We start from the raw sequence: 25,328 nt of genomic DNA on the forward strand, positions 1-25,328 counted from the left end.
GGGCAATGTCAGATAAAATGAGCCTGGAATCCCTGACCCTTTTACCCTCCTTGCCATGACCGCCCCCTTTACCCCTACCGAAATCGCCGCCGAAGGTATAAAACCAGAGGAGTACCTGGATATTGTGCAACGGCTGGGTCGCCATCCTAACAAAGCTGAGCTTGGCATGTTCGGTGTCATGTGGTCAGAACATTGTTGTTATAAAAATTCCCGGCCCCTATTGAGTAATTTTCCTACCGAAGGGGAACGGATTTTAGTAGGCCCTGGGGAAAATGCCGGCGTCGTGGATCTGGGGGATGGCTTGCAACTGGCTTTTAAAATCGAATCCCATAACCATCCCTCTGCAGTGGAACCATTCCAGGGAGCAGCCACCGGGGTGGGGGGCATTCTGCGGGACATTTTCACCATGGGAGCCCGGCCGATCGCCATTTTAAATTCCCTACGGTTTGGTAATTTGGACGATGCCAGAAATCGACGCATTTTCACCGGGGTAGTGGATGGGATCAGTCATTACGGAAATGCAGTTGGAGTACCCACCGTAGGGGGAGAAATCTATTTTGATCCAGCCTATTCCGGTAATCCCTTAGTCAACGCCATGGCCTTGGGCTTGATGGAAACGGAAGAAATTGTCAAAGCCGGGGCTTCTGGGGTGGGCAATCCGGTTTTATATGTGGGTTCCACCACGGGGCGGGATGGCATGGGGGGAGCCAGTTTTGCCAGTGCTGAATTAACGGATCAGTCCATGGACGATCGCCCGGCGGTGCAGGTGGGGGATCCATTTTTGGAAAAATCCTTGATTGAAGCTTGTTTGGAAGCCTTTAAAAGTGGAGCAGTGGTGGCGGCCCAGGACATGGGGGCGGCTGGTATTACCTGTTCTACGGCGGAAATGGCGGCCAAGGGAGGGGTAGGCATCGAGCTGGATTTGGACAAAATTCCAGTGCGGGAAACGGGCATGGTGCCCTACGAATATCTCCTATCTGAATCCCAGGAGCGGATGTTATTTGTGGCCCAACCGGGAAGGGAGCAAGAATTAATTGATATTTTCCATCGTTGGGGTTTGCAGGCAGTGGTGGCCGGGCAAGTAATTGCTGACTCCATTGTGCGGATCTTTTTCCAGGGGGAAATTGCGGCGGAAATTCCTGCTACAGCCTTGGCCGATAACACTCCCATTTACCATCGTCAGTTGCTAGACCAGGCCCCGGACTATGCCCAACAAGCTTGGCAGTGGCAGGAAAATGATTTACCTCCAGTGGCGATCGCCGGGATTGCCATTGCCAACCAAAATCATAGTTGGAACCAGATTTTACTCACCCTATTGGATAGTCCCACCATTGCTTCCAAGCATTGGGTGTACCGTCAATACGACCATCAGGTCCAAAACAATACGGTCATAGTGCCTGGTGGGGCCGATGCGGCGGTGGTGCGGGTGCGGCCCCTGGATGCTAAACCGGAGGAATGTGTGATTGGGGTGGCGGCCACTACGGATTGTAATGCCCGTTACGTTTATCTCAATCCCCTTGAAGGAGCAAAGGCGGCGGTGGCAGAGGCAGCCCGCAATCTCAGTTGTGTGGGAGCAGAACCCCTGGCAGTGACAGATAATTTAAACTTTGGTAGCCCCGAAAATCCGGTGGGCTATTGGCAACTAGCCTTAGCTTGTGAAGGCATTGCGGAGGGCTGTCGGCAGTTGAACACTCCGGTAACCGGGGGTAATGTCAGCCTCTATAACGAAACGTTGGATTCTAACGGCAAACCCCAACCCATTTATCCTACGCCGGTCATTGGCATGGTGGGACGGGTGGAAAATATCAATCAAGTTGTGGGCCAAGGTTGGCGCAATCCAGGGGATAGCATTTACCTGTTAGGTAGTAATGATGGCAATACCCTCGGGGGATCAGAATACTTAGCTGTTGTTCATCACACCGTTGCTGGTCAGCCGCCCCAAGTGGATTTTGATCTAGAAAAAGTTGTGCAACAGGCCTGCCGCTACGGCATTGCCCAAGGATGGGTGAATGCGGCCCACGATTGTGCGGAAGGGGGTTTATCGGTGGCCTTAGCGGAAATGGCGATCGCCGCTCAGTTAGGAGCGAAAATTAATCTATCCAACGGTGATCGTAGACTAGATACCTTGTTGTTTGGCGAATCCGCCAGTCGCATTGTGGTGGCAGTGACACCGGAACATCAGCCTGTCTGGGAAGCCTATTTAACTAGTCAATCCTTCCCCTGGCAATTATTGGGAGCGGTGGGTAGTGAACAGGGCAATCTAACTCTTTTAGATGGCCAAAATAACCCTCTGATTGATTTACCAGTTTCCGCTCTGACAGAACCTTGGCAAACGGCGATCAGCCGACGGTTACAGTTTTAAATGTCAACAATGAAAAAACTCCATGAGTCCAACGGTTTTTAAAGAGGAGGGTTATCGTTTTTTCTTCTTTTCTCGTTAAGAAACTAGAATACATGTCCATATCTATTGCGAAAGGGGAGAAGCAAAGTTTTGGCTTGAACCTGAAATTGAGTTGGCAAAAAACGACAAATTATCTCGTTCGGAACTGAAAACCATCGAAAAAATTATTGAGGCCAGACAAGATGAGCTTAGAAACGCTTGGCAAAAACATTTCAACTGTTGAAGTTACCCATATTTCCAGCCACGGAATTTGGTTGCTGTTTGGGGATAATGAATTATTTTTGTCCTACGAGGATTTTCCTTGGTTTAAAGACGCCTCAGTAAAGCACATTCTTAACGTCACTGAGCCCACTGCCAATCATTTTTATTGGCCTGACCTAGATATAGATTTGACATTGGACATCATCAAGCATCCTGATCGTTTCCCATTAGCTTTTACTGAAGCCTGAATAACTGCCTGGTTTTGTGAAAGTCACTTCATGGCGATCGCCCGTCGTCTGAGCCAGTAAAACAAGGGAGATCAGTTGGGATCAGTCCTCCCTTTGGGGGCGAAAATGGTTGTAGCATGGGGAACAAGGGACCAGTCCGCTAGAAACACGCCCATGCTAGCCGTTAACGAAGACAACTTTGATAATCTCGTTCTTCAATGCCCAAAACCGATTTTGGTTTACTTTGGGGCTCCCTGGTGTGGGCTGTGTCACTTCGTCAAACCCCTACTCAATCACATCCATGGGGAATGGGGAGAACAACTCGTCTGTGTGGAGGTCAACGCCGACGTAAACCTGCATTTGGCCAACGCCTACCGCCTGAAAAATCTCCCCACCCTAATCCTGTTCAACCGTGGTCAGATTATCCAACGCTTAGAAGATTTTCGTGCCAGGGAAGACCTCCACCGTATTCGAGAGCAGATTGCCATTTCCATTTTTCCCCCCTAAAGCTGGCCAATGCTTGCCCTGGGTTAACGCTTGTCCAACAATGGAGGGGTTAACCATTGTGATCAATTTTGGACAAGGCTGGGGCAGTTATGGCTAATCAAGATTTAATTCCTGTAGTGGTGAACGGTGCGGCGGGAAAAATGGGTCGGGAAGTGATCAAAGCCGTGGCCCAGGCCTCCGATCTCCAGTTGGTGGGAGCGGTGGACCACAATCCAGCTCTCCAGGGCCAAGACATTGGCGAAGTCGTAGGTATTGGGCCATTGGAAGTTCCTGTCCTAGCTGATCTCCAGAGTGTGTTGGTGTTGGCCACCCAGGAAAAAATCCAAGGGGTGATGGTGGATTTTACCCACCCCAGTGGCGTTTATGACAATGTTCGTTCGGCGATCGCCTATGGAGTAAGGCCTGTAGTCGGTACCACCGGATTGAGTGAACAACAAATCCAAGACCTGGGGGACTTTGCCGAAAAAGCCAGTACAGGCTGTTTGATTGCTCCCAACTTCGCCATCGGGGTCCTATTAATGCAACAGGCCGCCGTGCAAGCCTGCCAGTACTTTGACCATGTGGAAATCATTGAATTGCACCATAACCAGAAAGCCGATGCCCCCAGTGGCACTGCCATTAAAACAGCTCAAATGTTGGCGGAAATGGGCAAAACCTTTAACCCAGCGGCGGTGGAAGAAAAGGAAATCATTGCCGGGGCCAAAGGAGGACTAGGGCCAGGACAAATTCCCATCCACAGTATTCGTTTACCGGGGCTAATTGCCCACCAAGAAGTCCTATTCGGTTCCCCTGGGCAACTCTACACCATCCGCCACGACACCACTGACCGAGCTTGTTATATGCCGGGGGTCCTTTTGGGCATTCGTAAAGTGGTAGAACTGAAGGGCTTAGTTTACGGTTTAGAAAAACTACTCTAGGGATCAATGGCGCATCACCATACCGCAGAGGATGAAAGCAGGAAACCGAAACCCTCTGTAGCATAAGTTGAAAGCCCAATAAATTGAGCTAATTTAGAGACAACAGGTCAAGTTAATTAACTCAAATTTTGGAGGGAGAATCCCCAACTTCAGTGTCAGGGTCAGGATCGAAAGTCAAGCAAATTATTCTTCCATCATCCATCAACAGTCTTCAACCCATTAACAATTCGACCTTTAAATTATGCGATTAGTTATGCTCGGTGGCCCAGGGTCAGGGAAAAGTACCCAGTCAAATAACCTCAGCCAACAGCTTAATTTGCCCGTGATTTCCATGGGAGGTATTCTGCGTGAAGCCATTGCCAGCGCCACTCCCCTGGGGGTCAAGGCCAAACCCTATGTGGAAAAAGGAGACTTGTTGCCAGATCCGATAATGATCGAATTTATTCAACAGAGATTAGTGCAGGAAGATGGGGGTCAGGGCTGGATTTTGGAAGGTTATCCCCGCACCGCTTTCCAGGCAGAAGAACTGGATTTTTTACTTGAAGATCTAGGACAACCCTTGGATTGGGCCCTGTACCTAAAAATTGATGAAGCAACAATGGTGGAGCGTTCCCTCAACCGTTCTTTGTTTGATGACCATCCCGAAATTGTGAGCACTCGCATTGGCCGGTTCCATGAGTACACCATTCCCCTGTTGGAATACTACGATGCGAAAAAAAAATTACTGACAGTGAATGCACACCCTGAGGTTGATCAAGTAACAAAGGTGATTTTGGCGCAGTTTTAAGAGCCTGTTTTAAAGGTCTTCGTTTGTTACGCAAGCGCTCCATTATCGAGACCGTCAATGACCAACTCAAAAATATCTGCCAAATCCAACATTGCCCCTAGTTTTGTGGAATTTTTCCTAAAACCGACAAGCTTCCGGCAAAATTACCATGGCATCCCCGAACGAATAAAAACGATATCCTTTGGCGATCGCCGTTTCGTAGATGGCCATTAACCGAGGGCGACCGATGAGGGCACTGACCAACATTAATAAGCTAGATTTGGGCAAGTGGAAGTTGGTAATTAATCCGTCCACCAAGCGCCATTGGTAACCAGGGTAAATAAACAAATCCGTCTGGCCCCGAAAGGGTTGTAGGGGTTGCTCGGGAAAATCACTTGCCTGGGCCATGCCTTCTAAACAGCGCACCACCGTGGTGCCCACCGCAAAAACTCTGCCCCCCTTTGCCCTAGTTTGTTCAATAGCTTGCACCGCCGTCGGGGGTACATCAATCCATTCCTGGTGCATAACATGGTCAAGGATATTTTCCGTTTCCACTGGGCGGAATGTACCAATGCCCACATGGAGAGTAACTTTTGTTGTTTTTACCCCCTGGTGCGCTAATTTTGCCAACAAATCCTCGGTGAAATGTAACCCCGCTGTGGGAGCCGCCACCGCCCCTAATTTTTCGGCATAGATGGTTTGGTACTGATCATCCGTAGCTTGGCGATCGCCAATATAGGGGGGGAAAGGAATTTCGCCATAGTCTGGCAACACATCCCAGAGTCGTTGTCCCGGCTCCAAGGCGAACTCCAATAACCGACCCCCGGTGGCCTCATCCCGTTGCAAAATGGTCGCCCAAAGATCGGGTTTATCGCCCTGCTGGGAGGGAAATTTAACTTTTGCTCCCAGTTTTAATCTTTTTCCCGGCTTAACTAGGGCAATCCATTGGTTTTCAGTACATTCTGTCAGCAGCAAAATTTCCACTGCCACGCCATTTTCTTTATGGCCATGTAGGCGGGCGGGCATTACTTTAGTGTCATTAAGAACTAATAAATCCCCCGGTTTTAAATAATTGCCTAAATCGTAGAAATGGCCATGGTCCACCGTAAATTGATCTTTCACCGCTAACAAGCGGGAGTGGTCCCTGGGGACAGCGGGAGTTTGGGCAATGCATTGGGGAGGCAGTTGGTAATCGTAACTACTAAGGTGTTTATCCTGGTCCATGGATGGTCGAAACGTAAAAAATCTAAATGACAGAGACAGCAAAAAAATAAAGCCCGACAAGCTTTAACAATTATCCAAAAATTTAGGTCGAGCTCACGGAAACTTCAGCGGATTTTTCCACGGATTTTTCCGATAGCCCCCGCAGGCGATCGCTACTGGCCTTAATAACACTGGCCAGGGGCACTGCCACCAACAGACCTAAAATCCCCCCCAACTTGCTGCCCAAAAACAAGGAAACAATAATCCAAGCGGGATTTAAACCAGTGCGGTTCCCCATTAAACGAGGGGAGATAACATTATCATTAATTTGCCCCACAATCACCGCTGCCAAGAGAATTTTTACCCCCAACCAAAAGTTTTCTAACATCAGCAAAAGACTAATGGTAATAATGCTTAAACCACTGGCAAAAGGAATCAACGTACTTAAACCGATGGTGATGGCAAAAAGGATGGCATAGGGAGCCTGGAGTATGGTGAACACCACCATCTGCGCTGCGGTGAGAATGCCGGCTAGAATTGCTTGGGTGGCAAAATAGCCCTCGAAAGTTTCTCGAATCAGGTTTTGCAAGTCTCTCTGCCAAGGATGGGGAAACCAGCTAAAAATGCCATCCCAAATTGTTTCTCCCCCGAGGACAAGGAAAATGGTCAGCACTAGTAAAATCAACCCGTTAATACCGGTGCTGATAGTCACCCCCACCAGTCCCAACAGTTGATTGCCAAAGGAATTGAGAATGCGGCTCAACTTTTCAATTACCTGACTGATCAGAGGTTGGAGGTCTACCTGGAGGTTAGCGTAATGCTCGTTTACCCAGGCTTGTAGTACCAGCAGTTGAGCGTTGCCGGAACGGAACCAACCGGGCAAGTTGTCTAGCAGTTGTCCTAATTGATTGATCGCCAGGGGAATGACAATCAGGAGGAAAAGACTGATCACAATCAGGGCAATGAGGAGCACACTGGCTACGGCCCAGGGACGTTTTAAGCCTTTTTCCACCAAAATCCTGACGGGGATATCCAGCAAAAAAGCCAATAGGGCCGCCGCCACCAATAAACTACTGAGGGGTTGCAGAAAACCCATGGCTTTGTAGATTAACCAGCCGTTGAGGAAAAAGAGGGGAAATAGTAAACTCAGCCGGAGCCAAGGAGGGGATTGTTTCAGTTCTTCCAACATGGCAAAGGGAATGGATGGAAATCCAGGGCAACGCAATGTTCACCTACCTTAACCCAGCCTGGGCCTGCTGGCGATCGCCGATGGAAGCTCTGGTTAATCACCGCCAAGGCAAGGGCCTGTTGGCAAAGTTCCGGTTTGCCCCCTCAATTGATCGATAAAACTCCGGCAATGGGGGAGGACTTTTCTCTAGTTTCACTTCCAACTTGGGGGAACTATGCAAGGTCTGAAACACACTCTACGAATTTCGCCAATGGGAAAAACTTGGCGAAATTGTGGCTAATTTTCCGCCAAAAACCGTTGATAACTTTCACTTAGTTCTTTGACCGCCACTTCATAAAACCGTTGGCCGTGTTCGGGGGTAGCAAGGGCAGGATTGGAACCCATGCGGCCGTCGGAGTAATGCTCTCGGAAATCTTGGGCACTGTAAATACTATGACCTGAAGCAACTTCCGGATTTAGCGGCGCTGTTTTAATCGCTTCGGGATAAACAAATTGGGTCAGGGCCACTTCGCTGGGGGTAGCGTGGTGGCCTTCTTGGTCACCGTAGAGTTCCTTGGCTAACTGATAAACTCCCCTGGCCATGAACCAATTACCCAGGTGACAACGGACATTTTGGCTATGGCCGAGGCTACCCAAATGGTGATAGGCTTCGGAAAAAGCGGCTTTGAGGGTGGCAATATTCCCTCCATGGCCATTGATAAAGTAAAACCGGCTAAAACCGGCAGGGGCTAAACTGCTGACGTAATCGACGATCACCCGGATCAGAGTACTGGGGCGCAGGCTAACACTGCCAGGAAAAGCCAGGTGATGCAAAGCCATGCCCACATTAATGGTTGGCCCCACCATGGCTCCGGTGGCTTCCCCTACCCCCTTGGCGATCGCCTCGGCACAGATGGCATCGGTACCAATCAGACCAGTAGGGCCGTGTTGTTCGGTGGAACCAATGGGGAAAATGATGCCAGGGGAGGATTGTAAATAGCTTTCGACTTCGGGCCAGGTGGAGAGTTGTAATTGCATGGTGGGCTTGGGCAAAATGGGCTAACTAGTTCCATCTACCTTAAAACAGGTTCGGAGAAAATAGTCTTACCATTCTTTGTTACCCGCAACTGTTGCCGGTTTACCCAATAGGTGTAAGCCCCATTGGTGGCGTAGTAGGTGCCGCCATCGGTGCTGAGCACATCCATTACATTGATTTGGTCGCCGTTGTTTTTATTCACACCCCGGTAGAAAAATTGTCCGTCGTAGGTTTGACAGATATAGGCCAGATAGGTTTTGGTTTCATAGGCTTCCACCACTTCGGCCCTGGGACAACCCCGGATAATTTCCGCTAGTAAAAATGGAGCAGGCAATGGGGTCAACTCGTTCAGGGGAGGTGCGCTGTAGACCTTCAGTGGAGCTAATGCCAGCGCCGCAATTCCCAGCGTACAAACTCCAAGCCATCGACAACGGCACCTAAATTTTGCCCAGACCATAGCCATTTCCTCAACTGTGCAACAACTGAGTTCAGGCTATCAAAAAATCCCTGGCCAATAAAATTTAAACTTTAGTTTTCCAGAGCAACAACCAAATGGCGATCGCCATCTAAGCTCACTTTCCCCTGGGCCTGGAATTCCCCCAGCAGACGGGTGACCGTTACCCTGGTGGTGCCAATGGCATTGGCCAACATTTGATGGGTGAGCCGCACCGATAAACGCAAACCCCCGGTTGTTGGTTGCCCCAACTCCTGGCCCAACAAATTCAACAATCCTTGCAACCGTTCATCCACCCTTTTATAACCGGCGATCGCCAGTAGAGCTTCTCTTTGTCTTACCTGTTGTAGGGTCTGGTCCAGCACCAGGCGACATAACTTGGCATTGTTGGTAATCATCTGGAGGGAATAGCCCCGCAGATACACATCCGTCAAAGCCCGAATCTGGTAAGTTTCCCGTTGATTGGCACTGAAATCCAAGCCCACGAAGCTACCGGGCTGGGCCCAACCCATCAGCACCTCGTCGCCCCCCAGGGTCCATTGACTAACCTGTAAAACCCCCCGATAAATTTGCCAACAACCTTGGTCTTTGGGCGGCACAATATCACCCCTTTCATAGAACTGTAGGGGCTGGGAGTCTAACCCTACCAACGTATTCAAACCATCGGCGATTGGGGAACTGTTCACAAACATAAAACTCAAGCAACCCTCAAAAATCAATCCAGGCGATCGGTCTTAGTCCCCATTGATCAAGCATCTTGTTGGCGCTGCCAAAGCATTACTTTCATTGGGCTAGACCCCCCCAAAAGTCAGCATAACCTTTCCCCGCAATTCCCAGGTAAAGACAAAGTTAACAACCGGAAATGTCCACTTCCTAGGACTGGGCCGCGCAGACCGCCGCTCCGATCAGACCCACCTTGGGGTTGAGTACTACTTTGACGGGAATTGTCCCCATTAAGCTTTGCATCCTGCCTTTGTCGCTAAAGCCTTGCATAAAACTGCCCTTTTCCAGTAGGGAGATAATTTTGGGGGCAATGCCACCGGCAACATAAAGTCCGCCTCGGGGTAGGAATTTGAGGGCAAGATTCCCGGCTTCGGCGCCATAGGAACCAAGAAAAAGCTCCATGGCCTGGCTGGCTAAATTGTCTGTGCCTTCTAAGGCCGCTTGGGATACGGCCGCCGCTAAGTCAACGGTTTTGGCTTCTTGCTCTTTTTCCTGGTGCCAGGTTTGGAACAGTTTGTTGAATTGGGCTGATTCCCGTTCTGGGTATTGGTGCCGCAAAAATTCATAAATCACGGCGATGCCCATGCCCGATACCACCCGTTCAATGGAAACCCGCGACAGGGCATACTGCTGTTTGAGATACTCCAACAATTGCCACTCCAATGGCGATCGGGGGGCAAAATCGCCATGGGCTCCTTCGGAGGCAAAAACTCGATAGCGTCCTTGACCCTGGGGAATAACGTAGCATTGTCCCAAGCCGGTGCCCGCTCCCAAGATGGCGATCGCCCCTGACGGATCCACCGGCGCGGACTGGAGTACGGTTAAATCCTCTGACCCTAGCCCTAAAATGCCGTAGCCCACAGCGGCAAAGTCATTGATGAGGTCAACCTGGGCAATGGCCAACTCCTGGGCCAGGCGATCGCCGCTGAGATGCCAATCTAAATTGGTGAGGCGACAGGTGTTATCGACCACGGGGCCGGCAATGGCAAAACAAGCTTTAGCGACGGAGACCGGATTACCCAGCACAAAGGCCGCTTCTTGGCGGAATTGTTGCACCATGGGCACCAGATCGGAAAAAGCTGGACTACTGTAGGTTTGTTCAAACAGGATCACGGGCTGACCCAATCCAGGACTGTCATCTTTCACCGTCACCAGGGCCAGAATAGTTTTAGTGCCACCAATATCCCCTGCCAAAAAATTTACGCCCATGACGCCCATGGCCCCAAAGCCATCAAAAAATTACACAAAACACGGTCTTTTAGCAGTTTAGGCTACGGGGGAAATGGTCACCAAATAAAAAGCCAAAATTCTCCCATTTCAGCAAGGTTTAGCAACGTTAGCAGTGCAGTTCTTCCCCCTGGGTCAGAGGAAATTAACCGTTAAATGGGTTAGGATCAAGGCTGTTTTCCCTTTAGGTTCCGTCCATGGCCGCCCCCAGCGTCAAGCAGTTACTTCGTTATTTAACTCCCCATTGGCGGGCGATCGGAGCTGGAACTTTTGCCCTGTTTTTGGCCAATGCCCTGGGAGTTTATATTCCTCTTTTGATGCGGGATAGCATTGATGATTTAATGCCCCCGTTTGAAGCGTCGGACGTGGCCCGCATTGTGGTGCTGATTGTCATTTTGGCTTCCCTGATGTGGTTTATTCGCATGGCCTCCCGCATTTTTATTTTTGGGGTGGGGAGACAGGTGGAATATGAGCTCAAACAGAAAATTTTTGACCATTTGCTCAGGCTAGAACCTCTTTATTTTACTGAAAATACCATTGGGGATTTGATTAACCGGGCCACCAGCGATGTGGACAATATTCGCCGTTTGGTAGGTTTTGCGGTGTTGAGTTTGATTAACACCATCTTTGCCTATGCCCTGACTATCCCGGCCATGTTTGCCCTCCACATTCCCCTCACTTTGTTAGCCATTTCCGTTTATCCATTGATGCTGATGAGTGTTAATCTTTTCAGCGGCAAATTACGGGATTATCAACTAGAGGTGCAGGAAGAGTTATCCGCCCTGAGTGAACTGGTGCAAGAGGACATGAGTGGCATCAGTTTAATCAAAATTTATTCCCAGGAAGATAACGAACGGCAGGCTTTTCAGACAAGAAACCAAAAATTGCTCCAGGCGAACCTGAAGCTGGCCCGCATTAGAAATTTTCTCTTTCCCCTCATTGAAGGTCTGGCTTACCTGAGCTTGCTCATTTTGCTGGCCTTTGGCACAGGTTTAATTCAAGATGGCAGCATCACCATTGGGGATTTCATTGCCCTGATTATTTTAGTGGAACGGTTGGTATTTCCCACTGCTCTGCTGGGTTTTACCATCACCGCCTATCAACGGGGAGAAGTGAGCATTCAACGGGTGGAAGCTATTTTCCACACCACCCCGAAAATTTTAACTGTGCCCCAACCTTTACCCTTTAGTCCGGCTCGGGCAACGGGAAAAATTACTGCCCGCGGCCTGAGTTATTGCTACCCCGGCAGCGACCTACCGGCCCTGGAGAAGGTGGATTTCACTGTTTACCCCGGGGAAATGGTAGCCATTGTGGGGCCCATCGGTGCCGGTAAATCTACCCTGGTTAATGCCTTACCCCGTTTGCTAGATATTGCTCCTGGGCAGGTGTTCATTGATGACTACGACATCACCCAAATTGCCCTCAGCGATCTACGGTCGGCGATCGCCTTTGTGCCCCAGGATAGCTTTTTGTTCAGCACCACCATTGCCGAAAACATTGCCTACAGTGATCCGAGTCAAACCGACACGGCGATCGAGCAGGCGGCCCAACAGGCCCATTTAGACCAGGAAATTGCCAATTTTCCCCAGCATTACCAAACCCTAGTGGGGGAAAGGGGCATTACCCTATCCGGTGGGCAAAGACAACGGGCCGCTTTGGCTAGAGCTTTGATTCTCGATGCACCCCTGCTGGTGCTAGACGACGCCCTTTCCAGCGTGGATAACCAGACCGCTACCCGCATTTTGCATTACTTAGCCCGCCGCAACAACACAGTGCTATTTGTTTCCCACCAACTGTCCGCCGCCGCCCAAGCTGACCGCATTTTTGTCATGGACCATGGCCACATTGTCCAAACCGGCACCCATGAAGAACTACTGCAGAAGTCAGGACTTTATCAATCCCTTTGGCAACAACATGAGTTAGAAAAAGTTTTAAGTTGATTTCGTCCTCGCAATAACTCCTTTTACTGGAAAATTAGTTAAGTTTTAAGTCCATCTCCAACCCATGCGTGAACTGCTCTACTGTGAAGTCCCCACCCCTGCCACCGCCGAAGTTGTTGCTTGGCTCCAGGGAACTTGGTCGCCCTTAGTGGGGCAAAAGTTGCCCACTCAACAGGGTTTAAGACTCAGGGGATCCTCAGGCCAAAGCAGTGAACTATCCATCTTTGTTTGGTCTTTACAAAGAACCACCTATCTTAAATGTGTGCGTTGGGGTGACACCAGCTTCCCTCAAGAAACGGTGATCGCCAAGGAATTACGGCGGGCATTAGAACAAAAATTTCCCCCTACCTATCCGGCCCCACCGGCGATCGATCTAGAGCGGCAAAATATTTTCCAGGCATTGCAAGACCGATATCCTGAAACAGTTAAATTCTTCCAGAAATTTCCCCAGGGGGAATATGACCTCAAACGGGTTTACTGGTGGGAACAACGGTGGCGGGAAAATGTGGCCAATCCCCAAACACCCAAGCAAGTGATCAGTCAAACTCCTACAGCGAAGGCGTTAGACCCTGCAACCCCTGAGTTTGACCTAATTTACCTGGGCGGGGCCCTGGGCTCAGTCCATGCGGCGGTGATGGCTCAATTAGGTTATCGAGTCCTGCTCATTGAACGATTGCCCTTTGGCCGCATGAATCGGGAATGGAATATTTCTCGGGATGAATTTCAGCGGTTAATTGACTTAAATTTATTCACTCCAGAGGAATTTGAAAGCGTCATTGCTCGAGAATATCGAGACGGGTTTAATAAATTTTTTGACGCCTATAATCCCCCCCATCTCAAAGCCAATGTGCTCCACACTCCCACTGTGTTAAACATTGCCCTAGATTCGGCTAAATTTTTGGCAATTTGTGGAGAAAAACTCCAAGAAGCGGGAGGGACTATTTGGGACGAAACTGAATTTATAGACGCCACCATTGACCCGAAAAAAGTAGTAGTCCATTGTCTGAACCTGCAAAATAATCAAACACAACTAGCCCAAGCCAGATTGTTGGTGGATGCCATGGGCACCGCTTCCCCCATTGCTTGGCAACTAAATGGCGGTAAAACCTTTAACAGTGTGTGTCCCACCGTGGGGGCCGTGGTGGAAGGCATTGATCCGGTGGTTTGGGATAATGCCTATGGTGATGTGCTCAATTCCCATGGGGATATTTCCCGGGGTAGGCAATTAATTTGGGAATTGTTCCCCGGAGCAGGGGACGAAATGACCATTTATCTTTTCCATTACCATCAAGTTAACCCAAAAAATCCAGGCTCATTGTTGGAAATGTACGAAGACTTTTTCAGCATTTTGCCGGAGTATCGTCGCTGTAATCTAGAAAAGTTAACTTGGAAAAAAGCTACCTTCGGTTATATTCCTGGTCACTTTAGCACCAGCGCCCAGGACCGCACCATTGCCCTAGACCGATTAGTGGCGATCGGGGATGCCGCTTCCCTACAATCTCCGTTGGTATTTACTGGGTTTGGATCATTGGTAAGGAACCTAGCAAAATTGACAGACTTGTTGCACACGGCTTTGCAGTATGACCTGCTCCAAGCAAAGCAATTAAATCAAATTCGAGCCTACCAAAGTAATATTGCTGTGACTTGGATGTTTTCCAAGGGGATGATGGTGCCGACGGGCAAACAGTTGCCGCCCCAACAGGTTAACGCCATGCTCAATACTTTTTTTGGCCTATTGGCAGATTCTCCCCCCACGGTGGCGGAAACTTTCATTAAAGACCGCACCACTTGGTTGTTATTTTCCCGCTTAGCGCTAAAGGCGGCCCGTAAAAATCCCCAACTATTGTTTTGGATTTGGCAGATGGCTGGTACCACGGATCTATTAAAATGGCTGTTAGTTTATTTTGACTTTTCCCGTCAGGCTTTGCTCAATGCTTTGTTCCGCTTTTGGTATCCCCAGTGGCTAATTAATTCCCGCACTTGGTTGGAAAAGCTTTCTCCCCAATTATGGTTTTCTCTGTTGTGTTTCGGTTATCAAATTCAACCAAAATTAGCTCAACAATCTAAGTAGATTAGTGTGACATTAAGGAAAAAATGTTTGCTCCAGCACATTCACCAGGGCAGACATTGCTGTTAATCTAATTATGGGAATGTGTCCAGCACCAAAGTTCTCAAAACGCTAGGCTAGGCCCATGGCGATCGCCTGAGAGAGTTGAATTGACAATGACCTTTGACCGACGGACATTTTTACGTAGCGGCATCGCCCTGGGGCTTGGTTCCTGGGCCTGGGGATGGTCCGGCAGAACCATGGGCCAATCCCTAGCATCTAACACGAATCAAAAGTGGGCCCTACTGTTGGCGGCGGGGCAGGGTGATGGATCTACTGGCGATCGCCGGGGATTGACGGGATGCACCACCGATAGGCAATTGTTAGGGGAAGTATTAAGGGGACGTTACGGCTTTGAAACTGCCAAAGTGGCCGGCCTAGACTCCCAGGCCATGACATTGCCAGCCCTGGAAACTTTGTTTGACAATCATCTGCGGCAACAGGTGCAAAAAGGCGATCCAGTGGTGGTGGCCTTTAGTGGTTACGGCAGTTATAATCCGCCAGCGGCCATGACCCCTAACCCCACCTGGGAGCAGGCTTTGCCCTATTTGGGGTTATTTTTAAGCGGAGAAAAGGAAAATAATCTTCTGCCCCTCACTACCCTGGTCAATTGGTTACAATCCCTGAAAACCAAACAAATCTATCTTGTGCTCGACTGTGGCTTTAGCACTGGGTCCCAAGAGTTTGAGGGGAATTTGCGGGGTCGCAGTGGGGGCCGGGGAGGGCTGATGCCTCCAGAGGTCAATGCTAGTAATCCCCCAGCCAAAGCAAGCTTGGGCAATATCACCCTAATGAGCGCCACTGGCCCTGGACAAACTGCGGTGGAAGTTCAATTGGGCAAACAGTCAGCGGGACTATTCACCTTGGCCCTAACCCAGAGTCTTTGGGAAAACAACTCCGCCAGCGCGATGGCCAGCCTTTGGGACCATAGCCGCAATTTACTAGTTCCCCGTTTAGGCACAGAACAAATTCCCCAATGGCGATCGCCGAATAATTCTCCGGATTTCTTAGCTCCCACAACCCTGGGAATGGGGGGAGAGGGCATGGTAACGGGCTTAGTCGGCGGCAATTCTCTCCAAGGCCAAATTGTGGCCCTGGCTCCCTTGGTGCAAAAGCGGGCCCTGGTGCATTCCTGTTATTTAACGGTTCCAACCATGGGGGCGGGAAATGACCTTAACCCAACGGATAATCCCGATCGCCCGGACAATACCCTTTGGCAAGTGCAAAGCGTCAAAGGACAAAGCGCTACCTTAACGGCGATCACCACCACTGCATCAACCAAGGCGGAGTCAGCACCAACCTCAACGGCAGCCAATGACGAAGAAGCCGAAAAAGAAACTCTGGTGGGCAGTGGCCTGCGGGAAATGTACCGAGCCATTCCCAAAACCCTCGCCTTAACCGTCGCCCTAGCCCATGACCTGGAGCGCATTGAGCGGGTGGATGCCACCAGTGCCTTTGGGGCGATCGCCGCCGTGGAAGCAGTGATTAATGCCGGCGATGGCAGTGCGGATTGTGTGTTTGGCAAGCTAGAAGCCCATCGCTACAGCCTATTTACGGAGGGGGGAAATCCCCTGCAACCCCTGACCAAGTCCGAGTCTAGCGGAGCAGTGAAAACTGTCATTAGTGCCCTGGACCCCTGCTTGAACCGTTTGCTCGCCTTGAAGTGGCTGACCCTGCTGGCCAACGGAGATAGTACCCAACTGGGGGCCGCCCTCAAATTGGTGCAACAAACCAGCGGTGACAACCCCCTGCCCCGTTTGACCTACCAATGGCGATCGGCCCGTTACCCCCATCTTCCCCAGGACAACAGCACGGGCAATGGGGCCAATGGCGTTCCCAATGCCCCCCCCAGCTTCCTACCCACCGTGGCTACGAACCAAGCTTTACAGTGTGAATTGGAAAACTTTAGCCAGGAACCCCTCTACGGTTGTTTAATTGGGGTCAATAATCGTGGTCTGAGTGTGGCGGCCATTCTCCATCCAGACCTAAAGTTATTGCAGGGCAAAGAACAACTCACCTGGCCCAGTCCAGACGATCCCCTCTGGATTATTGGGGGAGATAAGGCGATCGCCCATTGGTTTTTAATCCTTTCCCGTTTTCCCTTGCCCGCCACCGCCACTGCCCTGGGACAACAAATCACCGGCAACAACTCCACCAATCCCCCTAGCCTAGAAAACAATCCCCCCCGGGTGCTGGCGTTGAAAAATTTGCTCCCTGTAGTCCTAGCTCTGGTGCAGGACCTAACCGCCCACGGAGTAACGGTGGCTCCAGTCCCCGACGACATGGTATTGCTATCCACCGCCGATTGGTTAAGTTTGCCCATTATGTATCAAGTCATTTAGAAAAGCCCGCAATCTAGGGATTCCTTGTTAGGATGTTAGACGTTTCAAGGTTGGTGGAGCTTGCCTTGACCAAGGGGGTCTGATTCTGTCTATGCCATTGACCTTGATGCGGTCGTTAACTCTAGACATTACTTTTCCCACTGAAAATGCTCCCCACCCCCAGCCATTGTGCTAACTATTTTTGTCCGTCCATTGTTCATCTATGACATCTTCCTTGCCCTCGTCTACCCAGCATCGGTTGCAGCAATTACCACAGATTCCGAGTGTCTGGGAAGGCGATCGCCGCCCGTTTAATGGGGGGGCCTTGGGGGAAAGGGAAGACGGGGAGCCGGGGGAATGCATTCTCTGGGTGGACGGTACCGAGGGATTAGTGCGTTCCATGGATGTAATTCCTGAAACCTCCGGTATGGAAACCGTGGTCCGTACCCTAATCCGGGCCATGGAGATGCCCCGATCGCCAGCGCCCCCCTGTCGGCCCAAAAAAATTGTTGTCCGCAACCGGGAGCTACAGTTTTTACTGCGGGGTATTCTCCAGGGTTTGAATATCAATGTGGAATACCAAGCCCAACTACCTCTAATTGATGAACTTTTTCGCACCTTTGACAGCATTGATGACCGTCGCCCGGACTCTGTTCCCCCACTGTTCGATGCCCCCCTCAAAAAGTTAGCTCGGGAAATTTGGCATTTAGCCCCCTGGGAAGTGTTGACTGACTTGGACATTATTGCTATCCAAATCCCACGCCTAGAGGAAGTGCCGCCGCTCTACGCCTGTGTGATGGGGATGTTGGGGGAAGAATATGGCATCATCCTCTATCGTTCCCTGGAATCCCTGAAAAACTTTCGGGAAATGGCCATGGGGGAGGAAGATAACCAGTCTTTAGAACAGGTTTTTCTCTCCCAGGACTGCTGGTTTATTAATTATGAAGCCGGTGACCAGGGGGAAACCATGCCCAAGGAAAACCCCCTGTTTTTCTCTGCTAGCCAGGATGGCCAGGCCATGGCCATTTTTGGCAGTATCCATCCCTTAGAAGGTATTCGTCCCTTTATTGACGAAGGGGAAGCCTTAGCTATCTACTGTGCCCTGGAAGGGTTGGCCCATTTTGTCAAAGCCCACCACGCCGATTTTGAAGCGGAGAATTTGGAGCTAATCAGCAAAGAGGTGCAGGTCAAACACCCCCTCAAACCCAAGGTCGCCAAGGAACAGTTACTGGTACGACTGTCCACTCAACCGGATCTAACAGCGGAATTTTTAGCGCAACTGGGCTTTGATGAGGAAGACGAAGAAGACGACGATGACCTGTTAGAAGATGATTTAATTCCCGACAATTCCTATATGAGCTTGGGCATGGTGCCCTGGGAGTTAGTGCACAGTCTCCGTTCTTCCCCCATGGTTCATTACCAAGCTGGTGAGTTTCGCCAAAAGGGGGACGGGATGCCAGTGTTGATGATCCAAACTAGCCGCCCCAAAGCCAAAGATTTGATTCGTCGCCTCCAGCAAGAGGGAGAAATCGCCGGACTGGGTTTTAATGTGGGGCGAGACCCCTGGACGGAAACTAAATATGACCTGGGTATCCTCAAAACCGGCCGGGATAAATTATTTCTCTTTGGGGAATTTCTCCTTGACGCCCCGGCCCACCGCCAGGCGAAAAAGAATTGGGAGCGTCGTTGTCGGGATACCAAGGGTTATTGTGCGGTGCTGATTGCCATGGGGGTAACGGGACAATCCAAGGGCAGGCCGGAACTGCGCCATATGTTGGGTTATTTTGAAACCCGCTTCCTCACGCCCCAAGAGTTGGGATTGGGACCCCTGCGTTTGTCCCTGGGGGTGGACCTAGACTTCTAGGGATTTTGTAAATTTTTATTAAAAGAGTGCCGCTATGACTACCCAGAAATCCAGTCTCACCTATGTGCTCGGGGCGACGGTGGCGGCGATCGCCATTGTGGTGGGGGGAGGGCTTTTTCTCTACTCAAGGATGAACCGGGGTCAGGGTTTAACTCCCCAGACTGGAGCCCAGGTGCTCCCCTCGGACACCATGATGGCGGGGTTTGTGGAAACTGATCAACAACGGTGGTTGGCCCTGGGTAAATTCCAGGCTTTTGCTCCGGAGCAATGGGGCGATACGTTACAGGAAAATTTACTCGCCAGCGGTGACATTAACTATGCCCAGGACATCCAACCCTGGCTGGGCAATGTGATGATGGCCATGGTGCCGATGGCAGGGGAAGCAGATCAAACCGATCTATTGCTGGTGGTGGGGGTTAAGGATAAAACCAAAGCACTGCAATTCTTTCAAAAGTTAGCGGCGCAATGGCAGTCGCCTCCCCAGGAGTTGGAGTATGAAGGGGTGAAACTCTGGGAGGCAGTGACAGGTAAGGGAGAAACCATTAGCTATGCCTTGGTGGACGAAAAGTTGGTGGTGGCGTCCCAAACCAGCACCATTGAAACGGCGATCGCCACGACCCAACAGGGCAATTCCCTGGCGGCAGCGTCCCAGGACCGGGGGTTATGGGAAAAGACTGCCAGCTTGAACAATCCCATCGCCACATTTTATGTGCTCGATTACGGTCAACTACTGACGGCCATGGCGACCCAGTCCGGGGAAAGCTTACCACCGGAGACCTTAGAACAATTAGCCCAAATTGAGTCTGTGGTGATGGGGGTGGGCGTCGCAGAGCAAGGATTACACTTCCAGGCGATCGCCAATTTGGCCCCTGGAGCGCCGATGGACTTTCCCCCCAGTGATAATCGCATCCTAGAAAGGGTGCCCGCAGATGCTCTGATGGCCCTCAATGGCGCTGATATCAAGGGACGTTGGCAACAGTTGGTCAGTCAAGGAGAGACCATTGCCCCCCTGGGGACGACAGTGGAGGAAATACGCCGCACTTTTACCGCGGAAACTGCCTTGGATTTGGACAATGATGTGTTTGGTTGGATGGATGGGGAATTTGCGCTGGGTATGGTTCCAGCTCGGGGAGGCATGTTGGGGGACTTTGGCGTTGGCGGTTTAATTCTGTTGGAAACAGGCGATCGCCAGACAGCGGAAAACACCATTACCCAATTGGAGAACCTAGTCCGTCGGGAATTGCCCCCGGGGATGGACTCCCGTCAAGAGGAGGTACAGGGGGTGAAAATTACCCTTTGGGATAGCCCCGATCAAAGAACAGCAATGGGCTATGGCTGGTTAGATGAAGATGTTTTCCTGCTCACCATTGGTTTTGCCCCCGATCCTTTAGTGGACCTTCCTAGGGACGATTCCCTCGCTACTGGAGAGACTTTTGCTGAGGTTACCTCTGCTTTGCCCCAGCGCAACCATGGTTATTTTTACGTTAATTTCGAGGAGGTCTGGCCCTTGTTTGGGGCTCTGTCCGGAGCTACGGCAGAAGTGCCACCAGAAGCCCAATCGATTTTAGAGGGTATCACCGGCTTAGCTATAACCACCAGTAATGTTGATGGGGAAACGGGACAGGTGGACTTGATGGTGTTGCTTAAAACTGCGCCGGAGCAATAGTTTTTACTCGGGCAACCGGAGGAGACGAAATCACTACCCTTCCCCCGGTTTGTTTAACGGTTCGACGAGTTGGCCGAAAGCCCTTGGCAACGTTTTAAGGCGGCCCCAGTAATGCGGGCTTTGGTCTAACTTCTGCCCAAACTTGGGTGGTCCAAGGAGCTCGACAACGCTACTTCTTCTACAGACTGTTTAGCCAGCCAATGACACCGTGCCCTGTGACCACTTCCATAATTAGGAGGGAGGCAAAACCGATCATGGCAAAACGACCATTCATTTTTTCGGCGTATTTAGTCCAACCCGCTTGTACGGAAGAGTCGACGTAAACTTCTGGTTCAATGGCAAAGTTGTTGAGACGGTTGTCCTGATCCAAGCGGAAGCCACGGGTGGTCATAATTGGATTACTCCTAATAAAAACTTATGTTAACTATTGTAACACTTTTTTAAGGAATGTAACAATGACCCCTTCTTCCCATGGCACTGCAGTCCAACAGGCGATCGCCGATCAACTGCTAGAAATTATTCTCCAACCCCAGGATTTACATCATATTTATCGACTGGTGGTGGAGGGATTGCAGCGGGGTCTAGGGGTAGACCGGGTGTTATTGGTGCAGAATGCGGTGTTCCCGAACCTTCAATCTCGCCTCGTGGCTCAAGCTACCGCTCCCGGCAGGGGCATTGTGCAGTTAGATGAACCCTGTATGGATTGTCGTTGGCTCCATTTACTGGGGCAACTACCCCACGACGGCCTGTGGACAGTGGGGGGGCAGGGAGATAAATTTGTCGAACTAGAACCAGTACAGGAAGAATTTTGTCGGACCCTAGGGATTAAAAGTCTATTGCATTTACCCTTGAGGATTAACGATCGCCATTGGGGAGTCCTCAGCCTCCAATACCTCCGCCAAGCCCGACTCTGGCCCATTGGAGACCAACAATTTGCCCAGCGCATTGCCCATTTATTCTGTTTGGGTTTGATGAAAACGGAGCTTTGGATTCATTGCCAGAACCATAAAAATGCTTTGCAGACTGTGGTGGCCGATGGCCAAGCCCAAAAGGAAACCTACCTTAAATCCGCCCAGCGGGAACGGGCGATCGCCGATGTCATCGATAAAATTCGCTTTACCCTTGATCTACGCTCCCTGTTTCAAACCACAGTGACAGAGGTGGGAAATTTGTTGGCAGCAGACCGGGTGGTCATTATTAAGATTAGGCAGAATAAAAATTTTTCCTGGGGAGAAATTCAGGCAGAAACCCAGGCGGACGAAAAGCTCTGCCCTGTGCCCCCAAAGGAAAAAGTGCCTTTGTCCACCCAATGGATTGACCATTTTGCCAAGGGATTAATTTTGGCCATGGATGACACCGGCGACCAGGGAGCGGATTTTGCTACATCCATGTTGGGATTACCCAAGGCTAATTTGGTGGTGCCCCTCTTTTCTGGCGATCGCCTCTGGGGGGTGTTGTCGGTGCACCAATATGGCGAGTCCCGGGCGTGGGAAAGTTCGGAAATTGAGTTTACCCTGAAAATTGCCCTCAACTTAGGGGTGGCATTGCAACAGGCAGAATTATTAACCGAGTCCCAACGGCGATCAACTGCGCTCCAAAGTGCCCTGGGGGAAGTGGAAGCCCAAAAAGATTATCTCGCTCGCATTGCAGAGGAAGAACGGGCCCTCACCAGGGTGATTGAAGGCATTCGCCGGACGTTGGAGTTACAGACTATTTTCCGAGCCACCAGCGACGAAGTGCGCCATTTACTCAGTTGCGACCGGGTGTTGGTTTATCGTTTTAACCCAGACTGGAGCGGGGAATTTATCCATGAGTCCGTAGCTCAAATGTGGGAACCCCTGCTAGATGCCAACAATAATTTTCCCCTCTGGCAAGATACCTATCTCCAGGAAACCCAGGGGGGGCGCTATCGCCAGCATGAGAGTTTAGCAGTGGGCGATGTGGAAACAGCGGGTTTTAGTGATTGTCATTTGGCCAATTTGCGCCAGTTTGAAATTCGTGCTTTTGTGACGGTGCCGGTGTTTGTGGGGGAACAACTCTGGGGACTGTTAGGGGCCTATCAAAATGGGGCTCCCCGCCATTGGCAAGCAAGGGAAATCCATCTACTCCACCAAATTGCCAATCAGTTAGGCGTAGCAGTGTACCAAGCCCAGTTGTTAGCCCGCTTCCAGGAGCAGTCCAAAACCATGGAAAATACCCTGGCTGACCTGACGGCGATCGTTGATAATCTGGCCGATGGCCTATTAGTGATTGATCTGTTTGGTCGCATTACCCGCTATAACCCAGCTCTGTTGGCCATGTTTGACCTGGAAGGTCTGGAACTATTGGGCGCGGGGGTAGATGCCTATTTTCCCGCCACTTTGAATCAGTTGTTGGCTAAACCGGAAAGACAAGAGCAACAAGTGGTCACCACCGATGTGGCATTAAGTCAGGGTCGCCAAGGGCAAGCGTTGATCACTAGCATTACTTCCAATGAAGATGGATGTAAATATTCCCAATGCCTAGGGGCGGTGATTATGATCCGGGACGTGACCCATGAACGGGAAGTGGAACGGATGAAAACCGATTTTTTAGCCACAGTGTCCCACGAGTTACGCACTCCCTTAACTTCAATTTTGGGTTTTGCCACGGTCATTCAGGATAAGTTGCAGCGGGTGATTATCCCAGAATTGGATCTGGCCCAGCCTCACCTTGGCAAGGCCACGGAACGGGTGATGCGAAATTTGGCCATCATTGAGTCGGAGGCCCACCGTCTCACTGCGTTGATCAACGATGTGCTAGACATTGCCAAAATGGAAGCAGGACAGGAATCCTGGGAGGCAAACCCCTGTGCCATTAACCCCATCGTTGAGCGGGCGATCGCCACCCTGACTCCCCAAGCCCAGGGAAAAAATATTAGTTTGCAGGGGGAACTGGAACCGGATTTACCTAATTTTATCGGGGACGAAAACCGGATTTTGCAGGTGGTGCTTAATTTACTCTCCAATGCGGTCAAATTCACCGCCGATGGCCTAATCATCGCCCGTAGCCACCGCCACCAAGATTATCTCTGGGTGGAAATTATCGACCATGGCCCTGGTATCCATCCGGCGGATCAAGCCAAAATTTTTGAGCCCTTTCAGCAGGGAGGAGACGTACTCACCGACAAACCCCAGGGCACTGGCTTAGGCTTACCGATCTGCAAGAAAATTGTTGAACACCACGGCGGCACCATCGGTGTCCATAGCAGTCTAGGTCAGGGCAGTACTTTCTATTTTTCCTTGCCTATCCCGGTTCCTGAGGTGGAAATTTCCCTGGTTGTCTGAGGGGGGTTTAAGGTTATTTTTCCTTTGGTGTCCACGGCCAGCAACGGCGATCGCCTAAGTTTAAGGTATGGTTGATCATGGTAGTTTAACCAAGGCCGGCCTTTTTCCAGCCTGCATTATCTATGCAAGATTTTGGCGCAGTATTCCACAACCAAGTGCTTCTGATTTCCCTGGCAGCCTGTTTTTTGGCCCAGGGCATTAAGGCGATCGTGGAAATTTTCCGCAACGGTAAAATTAATCTCCGTTCCCTGGTTTCCACCGGAGGAATGCCCAGTGCCCATTCTGCGTTGGTGGGAGCCCTGGCCACCGGGGTCGGCTTGCAGAAAGGGTGGGGCAGTAACGAGTTTGCCATTGCTTGTTTATTTGCCGTCATTGTCATGTACGATGCGGCGGGGGTCAGACAGGCCGCCGGTAAACAAGCCCGCATTCTCAATCAGTTAATTGATGAATTGTTTCAGGAAGATCAAAGCCTCACGGAGGAGCGACTAAAGGAACTACTGGGGCACACCCCGGTACAGGTTTTTGCCGGTTTAGCATTGGGCATTGCCATCGCCTTTTTCGCCGTGCCGGTGCAGTGAAGGATGTGAAAATATTGGGCATTAAGGAAGCTTTCTGAGAGCGGAGATCAGGAGATTAAATTCATGGAAATTATCCTTTTACTGGCCACTATTTTGATCATTGGCTTGGTACTAAGCTGGTTTTTTAAGGTGACAACGGCAACCATTAAAAATGGAGTCATTATTATCATTATCTTGGTGGTGCTTTATCTCGTGTTTAAGATTACTCCCGCTCAGGTGTGGGAGCAGATGCAACAAATTTTCCAGGGCAAACGATAGAAAGTTACCCCCCTATAAAGCTGAGTTCGAGAAGAAAGAAAAGTAGGAAAAAAACTGAAGGTTAAGAGGATGTCTGAAAAGCAATTAGATGATAAGGATTAAGCTAAGCGCCTGAGTAGAATGCGAATTGATGCCAGATATAACCAAGCTGACCCTGACTGAGAAAAATGGACAAATCCCACATCGAGATGAATCATTGTTGCTGTATCCACCGATTGAGAATCCACCACCCCATAGCTGGGTGAGAGGGGATCGCTCATGACCAGTGTTGCGTTCCCACTTTCCCACTGATGGAGAGTTTGATTAATGCGTTCGAGGGTGCCATCATCACGCCACTGACGGAAGTAGTGGTAAACGGTTTTCCACTTGGGAAAATCATGGGAGAGTGAAGGCCAGGTAATCCCTGCCATGAGGATTTACAGGAGGGCGTTGACTACTTGCCGCAAGTCTGTGGAGCGA

At 50.5% G+C, this 25,328-nt stretch carries 24 protein-coding genes and 1 pseudogene; 16 read left to right on the forward strand and 9 right to left on the reverse strand.

Annotated elements, in window-relative coordinates; genetic code table 11:
• Positions 1 to 55: 55 nt before the first annotated feature.
• The 7 genes and pseudogenes from purL to IQ217_RS03280 form a co-directional block, all read left to right on the forward strand.
• Complete coding sequence (gene purL / locus IQ217_RS03250) at positions 56 to 2,362, forward strand: phosphoribosylformylglycinamidine synthase subunit PurL (RefSeq protein WP_194018901.1); 2,307 nt, start codon at positions 56 to 58, stop codon at positions 2,360 to 2,362.
• 145 nt (positions 2,363 to 2,507) lie between these two features.
• Entirely contained in the window at positions 2,508 to 2,624 is a 117-nt protein-coding gene (locus IQ217_RS19460; protein WP_420826662.1) for a DUF4160 domain-containing protein, read from the forward strand.
• Entirely contained in the window at positions 2,584 to 2,850 is a 267-nt protein-coding gene (locus IQ217_RS03260) for a DUF2442 domain-containing protein (RefSeq protein WP_194018902.1), read from the forward strand. Before IQ217_RS19460 ends, IQ217_RS03260 begins: the two co-directional genes overlap by 41 nt.
• Positions 2,851 to 3,003: 153 nt before the next feature.
• A complete protein-coding gene (locus tag IQ217_RS03265; protein ID WP_228017028.1) occupies positions 3,004 to 3,336 on the forward strand; it encodes a thioredoxin family protein in 333 nt (110 codons plus the stop codon).
• Positions 3,337 to 3,425: 89 nt separating this feature from the next.
• Positions 3,426 to 4,253, forward strand: a complete 828-nt coding sequence (gene dapB, locus IQ217_RS03270) for a 4-hydroxy-tetrahydrodipicolinate reductase (RefSeq protein WP_194018903.1) — start codon at positions 3,426 to 3,428, stop codon at positions 4,251 to 4,253.
• 241 nt (positions 4,254 to 4,494) lie between these two features.
• Positions 4,495 to 5,040, forward strand: a complete 546-nt coding sequence (locus IQ217_RS03275) for an adenylate kinase family protein (protein WP_194018904.1) — start codon at positions 4,495 to 4,497, stop codon at positions 5,038 to 5,040.
• A gap of 23 nt (positions 5,041 to 5,063) precedes the next feature.
• Positions 5,064 to 5,132, forward strand: a pseudogene (locus IQ217_RS03280) (transposase); the annotation flags it as partial.
• 25 nt (positions 5,133 to 5,157) lie between these two features.
• Here the strand turns inward: IQ217_RS03280 and queA are convergent.
• Both queA and IQ217_RS03290 read right to left on the reverse strand, forming a co-directional pair.
• The gene (gene queA / locus IQ217_RS03285; RefSeq protein WP_194018905.1) at positions 5,158 to 6,243 is read right to left on the reverse strand and encodes a tRNA preQ1(34) S-adenosylmethionine ribosyltransferase-isomerase QueA; all 1,086 of its coding nucleotides are present in this window, start codon (positions 6,241 to 6,243) and stop codon (positions 5,158 to 5,160) included.
• Between the two features lie 82 nt (positions 6,244 to 6,325).
• A complete protein-coding gene (locus tag IQ217_RS03290) occupies positions 6,326 to 7,411 on the reverse strand; it encodes an AI-2E family transporter (protein WP_194018906.1) in 1,086 nt (361 codons plus the stop codon).
• Between the two features lie 35 nt (positions 7,412 to 7,446).
• On the opposite strand from IQ217_RS03290, the gene IQ217_RS19165 reads away from it, so the two are divergent.
• Positions 7,447 to 7,569, forward strand: coding sequence for a hypothetical protein (locus tag IQ217_RS19165; protein ID WP_265583610.1), 123 nt, complete (start codon positions 7,447 to 7,449; stop codon positions 7,567 to 7,569).
• A gap of 118 nt (positions 7,570 to 7,687) precedes the next feature.
• Here the strand turns inward: IQ217_RS19165 and IQ217_RS03295 are convergent, their stop codons facing one another.
• The 4 genes from IQ217_RS03295 to glk form a co-directional block, all read right to left on the reverse strand.
• Complete coding sequence (locus IQ217_RS03295; protein ID WP_194018907.1) at positions 7,688 to 8,428, reverse strand: creatininase family protein; 741 nt, start codon at positions 8,426 to 8,428, stop codon at positions 7,688 to 7,690.
• A gap of 35 nt (positions 8,429 to 8,463) precedes the next feature.
• A complete protein-coding gene (locus IQ217_RS03300) occupies positions 8,464 to 8,769 on the reverse strand; it encodes a hypothetical protein (RefSeq protein WP_228023967.1) in 306 nt (101 codons plus the stop codon).
• Positions 8,770 to 8,954: 185 nt separating this feature from the next.
• The gene (locus IQ217_RS03305; protein WP_194014920.1) at positions 8,955 to 9,572 is read right to left on the reverse strand and encodes a Crp/Fnr family transcriptional regulator; all 618 of its coding nucleotides are present in this window, start codon (positions 9,570 to 9,572) and stop codon (positions 8,955 to 8,957) included.
• 181 nt (positions 9,573 to 9,753) lie between these two features.
• Positions 9,754 to 10,821, reverse strand: a complete 1,068-nt coding sequence (gene glk, locus IQ217_RS03310; protein WP_194018909.1) for a glucokinase — start codon at positions 10,819 to 10,821, stop codon at positions 9,754 to 9,756.
• Positions 10,822 to 11,027: 206 nt separating this feature from the next.
• Here glk and IQ217_RS03315 point away from each other — a divergent pair, with 206 nt between their 5' ends.
• Both IQ217_RS03315 and IQ217_RS03320 read left to right on the forward strand, forming a co-directional pair.
• Positions 11,028 to 12,770, forward strand: a complete 1,743-nt coding sequence (locus IQ217_RS03315) for an ABC transporter ATP-binding protein (protein ID WP_194018910.1) — start codon at positions 11,028 to 11,030, stop codon at positions 12,768 to 12,770.
• A gap of 64 nt (positions 12,771 to 12,834) precedes the next feature.
• On the forward strand, positions 12,835 to 14,841 hold the full coding sequence (locus IQ217_RS03320) for an NAD(P)/FAD-dependent oxidoreductase (RefSeq protein ID WP_194018911.1): 2,007 nt from the start codon (positions 12,835 to 12,837) through the stop codon (positions 14,839 to 14,841).
• A 100-nt stretch (positions 14,842 to 14,941) separates the two neighbouring features.
• On the opposite strand, the gene IQ217_RS18780 is transcribed toward IQ217_RS03320, so the two are convergent.
• Positions 14,942 to 15,079 (reverse strand): hypothetical protein, encoded by a 138-nt coding sequence (locus tag IQ217_RS18780; RefSeq protein WP_228023968.1) that lies wholly within the window; start codon positions 15,077 to 15,079, stop codon positions 14,942 to 14,944.
• Between IQ217_RS18780 and IQ217_RS03325 the strand changes: the two genes are divergently transcribed.
• From IQ217_RS03325 to IQ217_RS03335, 3 genes are all read left to right on the forward strand, one after another.
• Positions 15,078 to 17,219, forward strand: a complete 2,142-nt coding sequence (locus IQ217_RS03325; protein WP_228023969.1) for a caspase family protein — start codon at positions 15,078 to 15,080, stop codon at positions 17,217 to 17,219. The two genes, IQ217_RS18780 and IQ217_RS03325, sit on opposite strands and share 2 nt — an antisense overlap.
• Positions 17,220 to 17,421: 202 nt before the next feature.
• Complete coding sequence (locus tag IQ217_RS03330) at positions 17,422 to 19,062, forward strand: DUF6930 domain-containing protein (protein WP_194018913.1); 1,641 nt, start codon at positions 17,422 to 17,424, stop codon at positions 19,060 to 19,062.
• Between the two features lie 34 nt (positions 19,063 to 19,096).
• Entirely contained in the window at positions 19,097 to 20,728 is a 1,632-nt protein-coding gene (locus tag IQ217_RS03335; protein ID WP_194018914.1) for a DUF3352 domain-containing protein, read from the forward strand.
• Between the two features lie 178 nt (positions 20,729 to 20,906).
• On the opposite strand, the gene IQ217_RS03340 is transcribed toward IQ217_RS03335, so the two are convergent.
• On the reverse strand, positions 20,907 to 21,119 hold the full coding sequence (locus IQ217_RS03340) for a chlorophyll a/b-binding protein (protein WP_010871838.1): 213 nt from the start codon (positions 21,117 to 21,119) through the stop codon (positions 20,907 to 20,909).
• Between the two features lie 64 nt (positions 21,120 to 21,183).
• On the opposite strand from IQ217_RS03340, the gene IQ217_RS03345 reads away from it, so the two are divergent.
• The 3 genes from IQ217_RS03345 (at position 21,184) to IQ217_RS03355 (ending at position 24,869) form a co-directional block, all read left to right on the forward strand.
• Positions 21,184 to 24,033, forward strand: a complete 2,850-nt coding sequence (locus IQ217_RS03345; protein ID WP_228024196.1) for a GAF domain-containing protein — start codon at positions 21,184 to 21,186, stop codon at positions 24,031 to 24,033.
• Between the two features lie 122 nt (positions 24,034 to 24,155).
• Positions 24,156 to 24,611: a divergent PAP2 family protein gene (locus IQ217_RS03350; RefSeq protein WP_190597373.1), complete on the forward strand. Its 456-nt coding sequence runs from the start codon at positions 24,156 to 24,158 to the stop codon at positions 24,609 to 24,611.
• Positions 24,612 to 24,674: 63 nt separating this feature from the next.
• Positions 24,675 to 24,869: a hypothetical protein gene (locus IQ217_RS03355; RefSeq protein WP_190597375.1), complete on the forward strand. Its 195-nt coding sequence runs from the start codon at positions 24,675 to 24,677 to the stop codon at positions 24,867 to 24,869.
• 98 nt (positions 24,870 to 24,967) lie between these two features.
• On the opposite strand, the gene IQ217_RS03360 is transcribed toward IQ217_RS03355, so the two are convergent.
• Entirely contained in the window at positions 24,968 to 25,279 is a 312-nt protein-coding gene (locus IQ217_RS03360) for a transposase (protein WP_194018916.1), read from the reverse strand.
• Between the last annotated feature and the right edge of the window lie 49 nt (positions 25,280 to 25,328).

This window comes from Synechocystis salina LEGE 00031, assembly GCF_015207985.1.
Classification (GTDB): Bacteria; Cyanobacteriota; Cyanobacteriia; order Cyanobacteriales; family Microcystaceae; genus Synechocystis; species Synechocystis salina.